Origin of the sequence: Janibacter alkaliphilus (genome assembly GCF_013408565.1) — a bacterium.
GTDB classification, from domain to species: domain Bacteria; phylum Actinomycetota; class Actinomycetes; order Actinomycetales; family Dermatophilaceae; genus Janibacter; species Janibacter alkaliphilus.
Genome location: NZ_JACBZX010000001.1, coordinates 2857694 through 2871692, shown reverse-complemented (window position 1 = coordinate 2871692; position 13999 = coordinate 2857694). Strand labels below are relative to the sequence as shown.

The window sequence follows — 13999 nt, the reverse complement described above, 5'->3', positions numbered from 1 at the left end:
TCGGGCGTCGGGCCCTGCCCGTCTTGCCGTGCGCCCCGCCCGTCGGGCGTCGCGCCCCGCCCGTCGGGCGCCACCCACCGCCACGGCACAATGAGCGGGTGGCTTCCGACATCCCCTCCGAGAGCGCGCCCGCGCAGGAGGCGACCCTGCCCGCCGAGATCGCCGATCGGCTGCGGCGCACCGCCGACGGCCTCGTCGCTGCGATCGTCCAGCAGCACGACACCGGCGAGGTGCTCATGCTGGGCTGGATGGACGACGAGGCGCTGCGCCGCACCCTGACCGAGGGCCGGGTCACCTACTGGTCCCGCAGCCGGGCGGAGTACTGGCGCAAGGGCGACACCTCCGGGCACCTGCAGCACGTGCGCTCGGTGGCCATGGACTGCGACGGTGACGCGCTGCTCGTCCGGGTGGACCAGGTGGGGGCCGCCTGCCACACCGGCACGAGGACCTGCTTCGACGGCCGCGACCTCGGTGCCGTCGTCGGCGAGGGCGCCCGGTGAGCGCCGCCGCGCCGCATGCGGGCGAGCCGACGGATCCGACGCCGCAGATCTTCCTTCCCGATCTCTCACCCGGGCGGACCTGGCCCGACCTGGACACCTTCGGGGTGCTGGCTGCCGACCGCCGGGTCGTCCCGGTGGTGCGCCGGGTGCTGGCCGACGGCGAGACCCCGGTGGGGGTCTACCGCAAGCTGGCCGGCGACCGGCCGAGCACCTTCCTGCTGGAGTCGGCCGAGCACGGCGGGGTGTGGTCGCGCTGGTCGATCATCGGCGCGGACAGCGCCGCCACCCTCACCGAGCAGGACGGCCGGGCCCGCTGGATCGGTGAGCCGCCGGCCGGTATCCCCACCGAGGGCGACCCCGGCGAGGTGCTGCGGGCCACCCTGGACACGCTGCGCACGGAGCCGATCGCCGGCCTGCCGCCGCTGACCAGCGGGATGGTCGGCGCCATCAGCTACGACGCGGTGCGGCGCTGGGAGCGGGTGCCGAGCGAGCTGCCGGATGTCCTCGACGTCCCCGAGATGGGGCTGGTGCTGGCCACCGACCTCGCCGTCGTCGACCACAGCGACGGCTCGCTGCTGCTCATCGCCAACGCGATCAACCACGACGGCACCGACGAGCGGGTCGAGCAGGCATGGCAGGACGCGGTCGACCGGCTCGACGCCATGGTCGAGCGGCTGGCGGCGCCCGCCGCCAGCACGGTGGCGACCATCGACACCGACGCGCTGGCGGCGGCCCGCGGCGAGGTGCGCAGCGACGTCACCGCCGAGCGCTACGAGGAGATCGTCGAGGAGGCGAAGGAGGACATCCGTTCCGGCGCGGTCTTCCAGGTGGTCCTCTCCCAGCGCTTCAGCACGACCTGCGACGTCGACGCCCTCGAGGTCTACCGGGCGCTGCGCGCCAGCAACCCCAGCCCCTACATGTACCTCGTCCGGCTGCCGCACCCGGACGGCAGCAGCTACGAGGTGGTCGGCTCCTCCCCGGAGGCGCTGGTGAAGGTGACCGGGCGGCAGGCCATCACCCACCCGATCGCCGGCACGAGGCCGCGCGGGGACTCCCCGGAGAAGGACATGCTGCTCGAGGAGGACCTGCTCGCCGACCCCAAGGAGCGGGCCGAGCACCTCATGCTCGTCGACCTCGGCCGCAACGACCTGCAGCGGGTGTGCCTGGCCGGCACCGTGGACTGCGTCGAGTTCATGGAGACCCGCCGCTACAGCCACGTCATCCACCTCGAGTCCACGGTGATCGGCGAGATGGACCCCGGCCGCAGCGCCTTCGACGTGCTCGTCGCGACCTTCCCGGCCGGCACCCTCTCCGGCGCCCCCAAGCCGCGGGCGCTGGCGCTCATCGAGCGCTACGAGCGCAGCCGGCGCGGCATCTACGGCGGGGTCGTCGGCTACCTCGACTTCCACGGCGACCTGGACATGGCCATCGCGATCCGCACCGCGCTGCTCAAGGACGGCCAGGCGCACGTCCAGGCCGGTGCGGGGATCGTCGCCGACTCCGTCCCGGCCAGCGAGCAGCAGGAGTGCGTGAGCAAGGCCGGCGCCGCCCTCGGCGCCGTCGCCACCGCGCGGGCGATGCGGACCGTCGGATGAGCCGGCTGCGGATCCTCACCAGCAAGGTCGGGGTGGTGCTGCTCAGCGCCGCCGCACTCGTGGTCGTGCTGCTGGCCACCCGGGCGACCTGGCTGACCGGCAGTGCGAACGGGGTGGCCGGCCCGGTGGCCGCCGAGGCCCCCGGCACCGAGGCGGTGACCGGGCTGGCGGCGATCGCGCTGGTCGGCCCGGCGGCGGCGGTGGCCGCGGTCACCGCCGGCCGGATCGCCCGGTGGATCGCCCTGGCCGTCATGGCGATCGGCGCGATCAGCACCATCGGGGTGAGCCTGCGGGTCATCCTCGAGCCCGACCTCGTCCTCGGCCAGGTGGCCGCCCGCGGCTCCGGTGGCACCGGCGCCTTCGAGGCCACCGCAGAGCTCTCGCCCTGGCCGTGGGTAGCGGTCGCCGGCGGCGCGCTGCAGCTGCTCGCCGCGGCGGCCGGGGCCGTCGGCGGACGGCGCTGGCAGCGCCTCGGCGGCCGGTACGAGGCCGGCGCCGACCCGGACCAGGTCGGCGGCGCCCGGGGCGAGCGGGTGGACTCCGACTGGGACCGGGTCGGGCGGGGCGAGGAGCCGGCGGGCGAGGGCGGGGCACCCGTCCGCGACGAGTAACCTGGGGCGCATGCCGAGCGTCCTCGACCAGATCATCGACGGTGTCCGGGACGACCTGTCCACGCGGCAGCAGGACACCCCCCTCGAGCAGCTGCAGCGGCTCGCCGAGGCCCAGCCCGCGGCCCGTGACGGCGAAGGGGCGCTGCGTGCCCCCGGCCTGTCCGTCATCGCCGAGGTGAAGCGCTCCAGCCCGAGCAAGGGCGCGCTCGCCGACATCCCCGACCCGGCCGAGCTGGCCACCCGCTACGCCGCCGGCGGCGCCAGCGCCGTCTCGGTGCTCACCGAGGCCCGGCGCTTCGGCGGCAGCCTGGCCGACCTCGACGCGGTCCGGGCCGCCATCGACCTGCCGGTGCTGCGCAAGGACTTCGTCGTCACCCCCTACCAGGTGTGGGAGGCCCGGGCGCACGGCGCCGACATCATCCTGCTCATCGTCGCCGCGCTCGACGACGTCGCGCTCCGCGAGCTCATGGCGCTGACCCGCCAGCTCGGCATGACCGCGCTCGTCGAGGTGCACGACGAGGTCGAGACCACCCGGGCGGTCGACCTGGGCGCCTCGGTCATCGGCGTGAACAACCGCAACCTCAAGACCCTGGACGTCGACCCGGAGACCTTCTCCCGGCTGGCACCGCTGGTCCCGGAGACCTGCGTGCGGGTGGCCGAGTCCGGCATCCGCGACCACGAGGACGCCGCCATGCTGGCCCGGGCGGGTGCCGATGCCGTGCTCGTCGGCGAGGCCCTGGTCACCGGCGGCGACCCGAGCGCCGCGGTGGACGCGATGCGCAGCGCGGGGGTGGCCCGATGACCGCCGAGCGGCCCACCTCCGAGCAGCCGACTCCCGAGCAGCCCGTCCCCGCCCCGCCGGTCCCGGGACGCTTCGGCGCCTACGGCGGCCGGTACGTGCCCGAGGCCCTCGTGCCGGCCCTGGAGGAGCTCGACGAGGCCCGGCAGAAGGCCCAGCTCGACCCCGACTTCACCGACGAGCTCGCCCGGCTGCACCGCACCTACACCGGTCGGCCGAGCATCCTCACCGAGGTGCCCCGCTTCGCCGCGCACGCCGGCGGCGCCCGGGTCGTCCTCAAGCGCGAGGACCTCAACCACACCGGCAGCCACAAGATCAACAACGTGCTCGCCCAGGCGCTGCTGACCGTGCGGATGGGCAAGCGGCGGATGATCGCCGAGACCGGCGCCGGCCAGCACGGGGTGGCCACCGCCACCGCGGCCGCGCTGATGGGCCTGGAGTGCACCGTCTACATGGGGCGGGTGGACACCGAGCGGCAGGCCCTCAACGTCGCCCGCATGCGCATCCTCGGCGCCGAGGTGATCCCGGTCGAGCACGGCAGCGCCACCCTCAAGGACGCCATCAACGAGGCGATGCGCGACTGGGTCACCAACGTCGGGCACACCCACTACTGCCTGGGCACGGTCACCGGGCCGCACCCCTTCCCGGAGATGGTCCGCGACTTCCACCAGATCATCGGTGAGGAGGCCCGCGAGCAGGTCCTCGAGCTGGCCGGGCGCCTGCCGGACGCGGTCGTCGCCTGCGTCGGCGGCGGCTCCAACGCGATGGGCATCTTCCACCGCTTCGTGCCCGACGACGGGGTCCGGCTCATCGGTGTCGAGGCCGGCGGCGACGGGGTGGAGACCGGGCGGCACGCGGCCCGGATGGCTACCGCCGAGCCCGGCGTGCTGCACGGCGCGATGAGCTACCTCATGCAGGACCGGTGGGGCCAGACCCTGGAGACGCACTCGGTCTCGGCGGGCCTGGACTACCCCAGCGTCGGTCCGGAGCACGCCCACCTGCGCGACACCGGTCGGGCCGAGTACCGCTACGCCACCGACGAGCAGGTGATGGACGCCTTCCGGCTGCTCTGCCGCACCGAGGGGATCATCCCGGCGCTGGAGTCGGCGCACGCGCTGGCGGCCACCCTCGACCTGGGCCGCGAGCTCGGGCCGGACGGGCTGATCCTGGTCAACCTCTCGGGGCGCGGGGACAAGGACATGCACACCGCGGCCGAGTGGTTCGGCTACGTCGACGAGGAGGGCAACGCCCGATGAGCGCCACCACGGCCACCGGCACCGGTCCGGTGCTCGCGGCCTGCCGCGAGGAGGGGCGGGCCGCGCTGGTCGCCTACCTGCCGGTCGGCTACCCGGACGTGCCCACCTCGCTGCGGGCGATGGCTGTCCTCGGCGAGAACGGCGCCGACATCGTCGAGGTCGGCATGCCCTACTCCGACCCGGTCATGGACGGTCCGGTGATCCAGCGCGCGGCCACCGAGGCGCTGGCGAAGGGGGTGACCGTCGACGACGTCTTCGCGGCGGTCGCCGCGGCCAGCGAGGGCGGCGCCACCCCGGTCGTCATGACCTACTGGAACCTCGTGCTGCGCCGGGGCGTGGCCCGCTACGCCGCCGACCTGGCCGCCGCCGGCGGCGCCGGCATGATCACCCCCGACCTCGTCCCGGAGGAGGCGGGCGAGTGGATCGCGGCCAGCGACGAGCACGGCCTGGACCGGGTCTTCCTCGTCGCGCCGAGCTCCACCCCGGAGCGGCTGGCCACGGTCACCGCCGCCAGCCGCGGCTTCGTCTACGCCACCGCGGTGATGGGCGTCACCGGCGCCCGCGGCGCGGTCGGCGCCGAGGCGCCGGCCCTGGTCGAGCGGGTGCGGGCGGTCACCGACCTGCCGGTCGGTGTGGGCCTCGGGGTCAGCGACCGCGCCCAGGCCGCCCAGGTCGCTGGCTTCGCCGACGCGGTCATCGTCGGCTCGGCGCTGGTCGCCCAGCTGCTCGACCGCGAGCCCGAGGAGGGTCTGGCCGCCCTCGGCGCCCTCACCCGGGAGCTGGCGGCCGGCGTCCGCGAGGGACGGTGACCGGCCCGCCGGCCACCCCGGCCACGCCCGACGCACCGGCCACCGAGACCTCCACCGGCCGGTCCAGCGGACGGATCGGCGAGGTGGTCGGGCTGGTCGCCCGGCTGGCCCTCGGCGGGGTGCTGCTCGTCGCCGGCGCGCTCAAGGTCGGCAACCCGCTCGGTGCCGCCCGGGCGGTCCAGGGCTACGACGTGCTCCCCTTCGAGGTCGCCCGCTGGGTCGGCTACGCCCTGCCCTGGGTCGAGGTCGCGGTCGGTCTGCTGCTCGTCCTCGGGCTCTTCACCCGCGCCGCCGCCCTCGTCGGCGGGCTGCTCATGCTCGCCTTCGTCGTCGGCATCGCCCAGGCGTGGGCCCGTGGGCTCACCATCGACTGCGGCTGCTTCGGCGGAGGCGGCCAGGTGGCCGAGTCCCAGACCCGTTACGGTCGGGAGATCGCCCGCGACGTCGCGCTGGCCCTGGCGGCCGGCTGGCTCGTCTGGCGCCCGCGCACCGTGCTCAGCCTCGACCGCGCCCTCCTCGGACGCTGAAGGAGACCCATGTCCACGCCTCAGGACCGCCGGGCCAAGATCCAGGCCGCCGGCAACGGCTCGTCGGGCCGCGCGAACCCGATCATCGTCGCCGGTGTCGTCGTCGTGCTCATCATCGCGCTCGTCGTCGGCGGGGTCATCTGGAGCGCCACCCGTGGCACCGAGGGCGGGGACGCGACGCCCCAGGGCGTGACCGACGGCGAGCCGTACAACCCCTACCCGGACGTCGAGCTCGTCGAGGGAGCACCGACCGTGGACGTCTACGAGGACTTCCGCTGCCCGGTGTGCAAGACCTTCGAGGAGGCCTTCGGGGAGACCATCGACGAGCTGGCCGCCGACGGGCAGATCCGCCTCAACGTGCACCTGAAGACGGTCATCGACAGCATCACCGGCGGGGAGAGCTCGGCGATCGCCGGCAGCTCGGCCCTGTGCGCCGCCGACCAGGGCGCGTGGAGCGAGTACCACACCGAGCTCTTCGCCCGGCAGCCCGCGGAGGAGACCTCCGACGGCTTCCCGGAGTCGACCTACCCGGAGGCCGCCGAGGCGGCCGGCCTGAGCGGCGAGGAGCTCGAGGAGTTCACCACCTGCACCGAGGAGAACCGCTACCTGGAGTACGTGCGCAGCGTCGAGGAGGCCAGCTCGGAGGCCGGCTTCACGGGCACCCCGGCGCTGGTCGTCGACGGCACCGAGGTCAGCTGGGGCTCCTTCGCCGACGGCTCCGGCCAGCCGGACCCGGACGCGCTGGCCGAGGTGCTCAGCAGCGGTGAGGTGCCCGAGGACAAGGTCGCCACCGAGTGACCGCCGCGATCCCCAGCCCGACCGACGCCACCATCGGACCGGTCCACGCCTACGCCCTGTGCATCCTGCTCGGCATCGTCGTCGCCGTGTGGATGGGGCAGCGCCGCCTCGACGAGCGCGGCGGCCCCGAGGGCGGCATCCTCGACATCGCCGCCTGGGCGGTCCCCTTCGGCATCGTCGGCGGCCGGATCTACCACGTCATCACTACCCCGCAGCCGTACTTCGGCGAGGGCGGCGACCCGGTCGACGCGCTGAAGATCTGGGAAGGGGGCCTGGGCATCTGGGGCGCGGTCGCCGTCGGCGCCGTCGGTGCCTGGATCGCCTGCCGCCGCTACGAGATCTCCTTCCTCACCTTCGCCGACGCCGCCGCCCCCGGGATCCTCGTCGCCCAGGCGATCGGCCGATGGGGCAACTGGTTCAACAACGAGATCTACGGCCGGGCCACCGACCTGCCGTGGGGCCTGGAGATCCACCGCTGGGACGCCGCGGCGGGGGAGGCGGTGCGCGCGGCCGACGGCAGCGCGGTGGTGCAGGGCACCTACCACCCGACCTTCCTCTACGAGTCGCTCTTCCTGCTCGCGCTGGCGATCGTCATCCTCGTGCTCGACCGCACCCGGCCGCTCGCCCCGGGACAGGTGGCCGGGCTCTACCTGGCCGGCTACCCGCTGGGCCGGGTGGTCGTCGAGCTGATGCGCAGCGACCCGGCGAACACCATCCTCGGGCTGCGGGTCAACGTCTGGACCTGCCTCGTGGTCTTCCTCCTCGGGGTGGCGGTCTACCGCTGGGCCGGGCGGCGGGAGCGCGCGAGCCGGACCGGGCGCGGCACCGGCGGCATCTCAGATGATGAGACGCGCGCTCTCATTACGTAAGACGACACGCTGATACACTCCCCGGACGCGGCCGACGCCGTCCGCGACAGCAGCCCCAGCCCCACGGCTCGTCCTGCCGCCGCGACCTCCCATGGTCAGCGGGACGCGCCCCTCGACAGACAGGACGGTGACGTCGTGACCGCTACGCCCTTCCAGCGCTGGTCCGCCCTGCCGGACGACGTCGGCCTCTACCGCCGCGACCAGGAGCACGACGCCTGCGGCGTCGCCATGGTCGCCACCATGCGCGGGCAGGCCGGCCACGACATCGTCGACCACGCCCTGCTGGCCCTGACCAACCTCGACCACCGCGGTGCCACCGGCGCCGACCCGCTGGTCGGTGACGGCGCCGGCATCCTCACCCAGGTGCCGGACGCCTTCCTGCGCGAGGTCGTCGACTTCGAGCTGCCCGAGTCCGGGCACTACGCCGTCGGCACCGCCTTCGTCCCCCGCGAGGACGACGAGCGCGCCGCGGTCGTCGCCCGGATCGAGGAGATCGTCGTCGAGGAGGGCCTGCGGGTCCTCGGCTGGCGCGAGGTGCCGGTGCAGCGCGACCTCGTCGGCCAGATGGCCCAGGACTGCATGCCGTACTTCTGGCAGCTCTTCGTCGCCGCCCCCGGCGGGGAGATCTCCGGCCTGACCCTGGAGCGACTGGCGTTCGTCGTGCGCAAGCGCGCCGAGCGCGAGGCCGACGTCTACTTCGCCTCGCTGTCCTCGCGGACCATGGCCTACAAGGGCATGCTGACCACCGCCCAGCTCGAGCCCTTCTACCCGGACCTGACCGACGAGCGCTTCGCCACCGAGATGGCGATCGTGCACAGCCGCTTCTCCACCAACACCTTCCCGAGCTGGCCGCTGGCGCACCCGATGCGCTACATCGCGCACAACGGCGAGATCAACACCGTCAAGGGCAACCGGAACTGGATGCGGGCCCGCGAGTCGCAGCTGCACAGCGACCTCATCCCCGGCGACCTCGCCCGGGTGCAGCCGATCTGCGCCCCGGACGCCTCCGACTCGGCCTCCTTCGACGAGGTGCTCGAGCTGCTGCACCTCTCCGGCCGCTCGCTGCCGCACGCGGTGCTCATGATGATCCCGGAGGCGTGGGAGAACCACGCCACCATGGACCAGGCCCGCAAGGACTTCTACGAGTTCCACTCGATGTTCATGGAGCCCTGGGACGGCCCGGCCTGCGTCACCTTCACCGACGGCACCGTCGTCGGCGCCGTGCTCGACCGCAACGGGCTGCGCCCCGGCCGCTACTGGGTCACCGACGACGGGCTCGTCGTGCTCGCCTCGGAGTCCGGTGTGCTCGGTGACGACCTGGCTCCGGAGAACGTCGTCGAGAAGGGTCGTCTCGACCCGGGCCGGATGTTCCTCGTCGACACCGAGCAGGGCCGCCTGGTCGGCGACGACGAGATCAAGGGCGACCTGGCCGCCGAGCACCCCTACGGGCAGTGGCTGGACGAGGGGCGGATCTTCCTCGACGACCTGCCGCCGCGCGAGCACGTGATGCACACCCCGGCCTCGGTGGCCCGGCGCCAGCAGACCTTCGGCTACACCGAGGAGGAGCTGAACATCCTGCTCACGCCGATGGCGCTCAACGGCGCCGAGGCGCTGGGCTCGATGGGCACCGACACCCCGATCGCCGTGCTCTCGGAGAAGCCGCGGCTGATCTTCGACTACTTCACCCAGCACTTCGCCCAGGTCACCAACCCGCCGCTGGACGCCATCCGCGAGGAGCTGGTGACCGCGCTGGGCACCGCCATCGGTCCCGAGGGCAACGTCCTGGACGCCGACCCGGCGCACGCCCGGCAGGTCATCTTGCCCTTCCCGGTCATCGACAACGACGACCTGGCGAAGATCGTGCACATCGACGCCGACCGGAACCGGCCCGGCAGCGAGGCGCACGTCGTGCGCGGCCTCTACGACGTCACCGGCGGCGCCGACGCGCTGCGCGCCCGGCTGGAGGAGATCTTCACCGAGGTGTCCGCGGCGATCGCCGACGGTGCCCACTTCATCGTGCTCTCCGACCGCGACTCCGGGCGCGACGACGCCCCGATCCCGTCGCTGCTGCTCACCTCGGCGGTGCACCACCACCTCATCCGGGAGAAGACGCGCACCCAGGTGGGGCTGCTCGTCGAGACCGGCGACGTCCGCGAGGTGCACCACGCCGCGCTGCTCATCGGTTACGGCGCCGCCGCGATCAACCCTTACCTGGCGATGGAATCGGTCGAGGACCTCGTCCGGCGCGGCCGGATCACCGGGGTCGACGAGGAGCAGGCGGTCCGCAACCTCATCAAGGCGCTCGGCAAGGGCGTGCTGAAGGTGATGTCCAAGATGGGCATCTCCACGGTCGCCTCCTACCGCGGCGCCCAGGTCTTCGAGGCGATCGGCCTCTCCCAGGAGCTCGTCGACGAGTTCTTCACCGGCACGGTGAGCCAGCTCGGCGGGGTCGGCCTCGACGTCATCGCCGCCGAGACCGCCGCCCGGCACGCCAGCGCCTACCCGCTGGACGGGATGCGCCCGCCGCACCGCAAGCTGGTCGTCGGCGGGGAGTACAAGTGGCGCCGCGAGGGCGAGCCGCACCTCTTCGACCCGGACACCGTCTTCCGGCTGCAGCACTCCACCCGCAGCCGCCGCTACGACATCTTCAAGGAGTACACCCAGCGGGTGGACGACCAGGCCGAGCGGCTGATGACGCTGCGCGGGCTGATGTCCCTCGGCGGTGACCAGGCCCGCGAGCCGATCGACGTCTCCGAGGTCGAGCCGGTCAGCGAGATCGTCAAGCGCTTCTCCACCGGCGCGATGAGCTACGGCTCGATCAGCCGGGAGGCGCACGAGACCCTGGCGGTGGCGATGAACCACCTCGGGGCCCGCTCCAACACCGGTGAGGGCGGCGAGGACCTCGAGCGGCTCATGGACCCCGAGCGCCGCAGCTCCATCAAGCAGGTCGCCTCGGGCCGCTTCGGCGTCACCTCGGCCTACCTCACCAACGCCGACGACATCCAGATCAAGATGGCTCAGGGCGCCAAGCCCGGCGAGGGCGGGCAGCTGCCCGGCCCGAAGGTGTACCCGTGGGTGGCCAAGACCCGGCACAGCACGCCGGGCGTGGGCCTGATCAGCCCGCCGCCGCACCACGACATCTACTCGATCGAGGATCTCGCCCAGCTCATCCACGACCTCAAGAACGCCAACCCGGACTCCCGGGTGCACGTCAAGCTGGTCGCCGAGGTCGGCGTGGGCACGGTCGCTGCCGGGGTGAGCAAGGCGCACGCCGACGTGGTGCTCATCTCCGGGCACGACGGCGGCACCGGCGCCTCGCCGCTGACCTCGCTCAAGCACGCCGGCGGCCCGTGGGAGCTCGGCCTGGCCGAGACCCAGCAGACGCTGGTGCTCAACGGGCTGCGCGACCGGATCGTCGTGCAGGTCGACGGGCAGATCAAGACCGGTCGGGACGTCATCATCGGTGCGCTGCTCGGGGCCGAGGAGTTCGGCTTCGCCACCGCCCCGCTGGTGGTCAGCGGCTGCATCATGATGCGGGTCTGCCACCTGGACACCTGCCCGGTCGGGATCGCCACCCAGAACCCGGAGCTGCGCGCCCGCTACTCCGGCAAGCCGGAGTTCGTCGAGACCTTCTTCGAGTACATCGCCGAGGAGGTCCGGGAGATCCTCGCGTCGCTGGGCATGCGCAGCCTGGACGAGGCGATCGGCCGGGTGGACCTGCTGGACACCCGCCGCGCGGTGGAGCACTGGAAGGCGGCCGGGCTGGACCTGGAGCCGATCTTCACCCAGGTCAGCTCCTTCGACGGCTCCGGCATCCGGCACAGCAAGGCCCAGGACCACGGGCTGGAGCACGCCCTGGACCACCGGCTCATCGAGATCGCCGCGCCGGCCCTGGACGACGGGGCGCCCAGCCGCGGCGAGGTGGACGTGCGCAACGTCAACCGGACCGTCGGCACGATGCTCGGCCACGAGGTGACCAAGCGCTACCCCGAGGGGCTGCCGGACGGAGCCATCGACATCACCCTCACCGGCTCGGCCGGGCAGTCGATCGGGGCCTTCCTGCCGGCCGGGATCACCCTGCGCCTGCACGGCGACGCCAACGACTACGTCGGCAAGGGCCTCTCCGGGGGCCGGGTGATCGTCCGCCCGCCGGAGGGCTCGGCGCTGGTCGCCGAGGACAACGTCATCGCCGGCAACGTCATCGGCTACGGCGCCACCTCCGGCGAGATCTTCCTCCGCGGCCGGGTCGGCGAGCGCTTCTGCGTGCGCAACTCCGGGGCCACCGCGGTGGTCGAAGGGGTCGGTGACCACGGCTGCGAGTACATGACCGGCGGGACCGTGCTCGTGCTCGGGCCCACCGGCCGCAACTTCGGGGCCGGGATGAGCGGCGGCAACGCCTTCGTCCTCGACCTCGACGAGGACCTGGTCAACCGCGAGCTCGTCGACGTGCTCGACCTGCGGCCGGACGACCTCACCACGGTGCGCGAGCTGCTCGTGCGCCACCAGGAGCTCACCGGCTCGGCGGTCGCCGAGCAGGTGCTCGCCGAGGGCGAGGCGGGGCTCTCCCGCTTCCGGCTCGTCCTGCCCCGCGACTACCAGCGCGTCCTCGACGTGCGGTCCGACGCCGAGGCCCAGGGCCTCGACCTCGACGGGCCGGACGTCTGGGACCGGATCATGGAGGCATCCCGTGGCTGACCCCCGTGGCTTCTTGACCACCCGTGAGCGCGAGCTCCCGGCCCGGCGACCCGTCGACGTGCGGATCAAGGACTGGAAGGAGGTCTACGAGGAGCAGGAGCTGGCCCAGCTGCAGCGCCAGGCCGGCCGCTGCATGGACTGCGGCATCCCCTTCTGCCACAACGGCTGCCCGCTGGGCAACCTCATCCCGGAGTGGAACGACCTGGCTCGCCGGGGGGAGTGGCACGACGCCATCGAGCGGCTGCACGCGACGAACAACTTCCCCGAGTTCACCGGCCGACTGTGCCCGGCACCGTGCGAGACCGCCTGCGTGCTGGGCATCAACCAGCCCGCGGTGACGATCAAGCAGGTCGAGGTGACCACCATCGAGGAGGCCTTCGGCCGCGGCGACGTCCCGCCGCAGATCCCGGACCGGCTCACCGGCAAGACCGTGGCCGTCGTCGGCTCCGGCCCGGCCGGGCTGGCCGTGGCCCAGCAGCTCACCCGCGCCGGGCACACCGTGGCGGTCTACGAGCGCGACGACAAGCCCGGCGGGCTGCTGCGCTACGGCATCCCGGAGTTCAAGATGGAGAAGCGCATCCTGGACCGCCGGCTGCAGCAGATGAAGGCCGAGGGCACCCGCTTCCGCTGCGGCCGTGACGTCGGCGGCGAGGTCACCGGGCCGCAGCTGCGGGACCGCTACGACGCCGTGGTGCTGGCCACCGGGGCCACCGTGCCCCGCGACCTGCCGGTCCCGGGCCGCGAGCTGGACGGCATCGTGCAGGCGATGGACTTCCTGCCCCCGGCGAACCGGGTCAGCCTCGGGGAGGAGGTCGAGGGCCAGGTCACCGCGGAGGGCAAGGACGTCATCATCATCGGCGGCGGCGACACCGGCGCCGACTGCCTCGGCACCTCGATCCGCCAGGGCGCCCGGTCGGTCACCAGCCTGGAGATCATGCCGCAGCCCGGCGAGGACCGTCCGGGCAGCCAGCCCTGGCCGACCTACCCGATGATCTTCCGGGTGGCCTCCGCGCACGAGGAGGGCGGCGAGCGGCTCTACGCGATCAGCACGCTGGAGGCCGTCGGGGACGAGCAGGGCCGGGTCTCCGGCCTCAAGGTCTGCGACGTCGAGCGCACCGACAGCGGCTTCCAGCCGGTCGAGGGCACCGAGAAGGTGCTCCCGGCGCAGCTGGTGCTGCTGGCCATGGGCTTCCTCGGCCCGCAGCGCGAGGGCGTCGTCGAGCAGCTCGGCCTGGAGACCGACGAGCGCTCCAACATCGTCCGCGACACCAGCTACATGACCAGCGTGCCGGGCGTCTTCGCGGCCGGTGACGCCGGCCGCGGGCAGTCGCTCATCGTCTGGGCCATCGCCGAGGGCCGCGCCGCCGCCCAGGGCGTCGACGCCTACCTCATGGGCAGCTCCACGCTGCCTCGCCCGGTCAACCCCACCGACCGGCCGCTGACCGTCTGACCGGGACGACCTGAACGGCGGGCGGATCCGGGCACGGCAGTGTGCCCGGGTCCGCCCGTCCGGTCGCGCCCCGGTGCGCGCCGACGTGAT

General features: G+C 73.4%; 11 protein-coding genes. All 11 read left to right on the top strand.

Going from position 1 to position 13999, the window contains the following annotated elements:
* The first annotated feature begins 98 nt into the window (after positions 1–98).
* The 11 genes from hisI to BJY28_RS13595 all read left to right on the top strand — a co-directional run bounded on the left by hisI (position 99) and on the right by BJY28_RS13595 (position 13909).
* A complete protein-coding gene (gene hisI / locus BJY28_RS13645) occupies positions 99–500 on the top strand; it encodes a phosphoribosyl-AMP cyclohydrolase (RefSeq protein ID WP_343037120.1) in 402 nt (133 codons plus the stop codon).
* Positions 497–2095: an anthranilate synthase component I gene (locus BJY28_RS13640; protein WP_425485715.1), complete on the top strand. Its 1599-nt coding sequence runs from the start codon at positions 497–499 to the stop codon at positions 2093–2095. The genes hisI and BJY28_RS13640 overlap by 4 nt, the downstream gene beginning before the upstream one ends.
* Complete coding sequence (locus tag BJY28_RS13635; protein ID WP_179463487.1) at positions 2092–2706, top strand: Trp biosynthesis-associated membrane protein; 615 nt, start codon at positions 2092–2094, stop codon at positions 2704–2706. The genes BJY28_RS13640 and BJY28_RS13635 overlap by 4 nt, the downstream gene beginning before the upstream one ends.
* Positions 2707–2716: 10 nt before the next feature.
* Complete coding sequence (gene trpC / locus BJY28_RS13630; RefSeq protein ID WP_179463486.1) at positions 2717–3508, top strand: indole-3-glycerol phosphate synthase TrpC; 792 nt, start codon at positions 2717–2719, stop codon at positions 3506–3508.
* Entirely contained in the window at positions 3505–4761 is a 1257-nt protein-coding gene (gene trpB / locus BJY28_RS13625; RefSeq protein ID WP_179463485.1) for a tryptophan synthase subunit beta, read from the top strand. The genes trpC and trpB overlap by 4 nt, the downstream gene beginning before the upstream one ends.
* Entirely contained in the window at positions 4758–5570 is an 813-nt protein-coding gene (gene trpA, locus BJY28_RS13620) for a tryptophan synthase subunit alpha (protein ID WP_179463484.1), read from the top strand. Before trpB ends, trpA begins: the two co-directional genes overlap by 4 nt.
* Positions 5567–6097 carry a MauE/DoxX family redox-associated membrane protein gene (locus BJY28_RS13615; RefSeq protein ID WP_343037119.1) on the top strand — a complete coding sequence of 177 codons (531 nt, stop codon included), beginning with the start codon at positions 5567–5569 and terminating at the stop codon, positions 6095–6097. The genes trpA and BJY28_RS13615 overlap by 4 nt, the downstream gene beginning before the upstream one ends.
* Before the next feature lie 9 nt (positions 6098–6106).
* Complete coding sequence (locus tag BJY28_RS13610; protein ID WP_179463483.1) at positions 6107–6895, top strand: DsbA family protein; 789 nt, start codon at positions 6107–6109, stop codon at positions 6893–6895.
* Positions 6892–7764 carry a prolipoprotein diacylglyceryl transferase gene (gene lgt / locus BJY28_RS13605; protein WP_179463482.1) on the top strand — a complete coding sequence of 291 codons (873 nt, stop codon included), beginning with the start codon at positions 6892–6894 and terminating at the stop codon, positions 7762–7764. The genes BJY28_RS13610 and lgt overlap by 4 nt, the downstream gene beginning before the upstream one ends.
* 135 nt (positions 7765–7899) lie before the next feature.
* Positions 7900–12459, top strand: coding sequence for a glutamate synthase large subunit (gene gltB, locus BJY28_RS13600; RefSeq protein ID WP_179463481.1), 4560 nt, complete (start codon positions 7900–7902; stop codon positions 12457–12459).
* Complete coding sequence (locus BJY28_RS13595; protein ID WP_179463480.1) at positions 12452–13909, top strand: glutamate synthase small subunit; 1458 nt, start codon at positions 12452–12454, stop codon at positions 13907–13909. The genes gltB and BJY28_RS13595 overlap by 8 nt, the downstream gene beginning before the upstream one ends.
* Positions 13910–13999 lie beyond the last annotated feature (90 nt).

Excerpts from the sequence above, each read along its gene's own strand:
- BJY28_RS13635 (WP_179463487.1), top strand. The coding sequence starts at position 2,092 with ATGAGCCGGCTGCGGATCCTCACCAGCAAGGTCGGGGTGGTGCTGCTC.
- trpC (WP_179463486.1), top strand. The coding sequence starts at position 2,717 with ATGCCGAGCGTCCTCGACCAGATCATCGACGGTGTCCGGGACGACCTG.
- BJY28_RS13610 (WP_179463483.1), top strand. The coding sequence starts at position 6,107 with ATGTCCACGCCTCAGGACCGCCGGGCCAAGATCCAGGCCGCCGGCAAC.
- trpA (WP_179463484.1), top strand. The coding sequence starts at position 4,758 with ATGAGCGCCACCACGGCCACCGGCACCGGTCCGGTGCTCGCGGCCTGC.
- trpB (WP_179463485.1), top strand. The coding sequence starts at position 3,505 with ATGACCGCCGAGCGGCCCACCTCCGAGCAGCCGACTCCCGAGCAGCCC.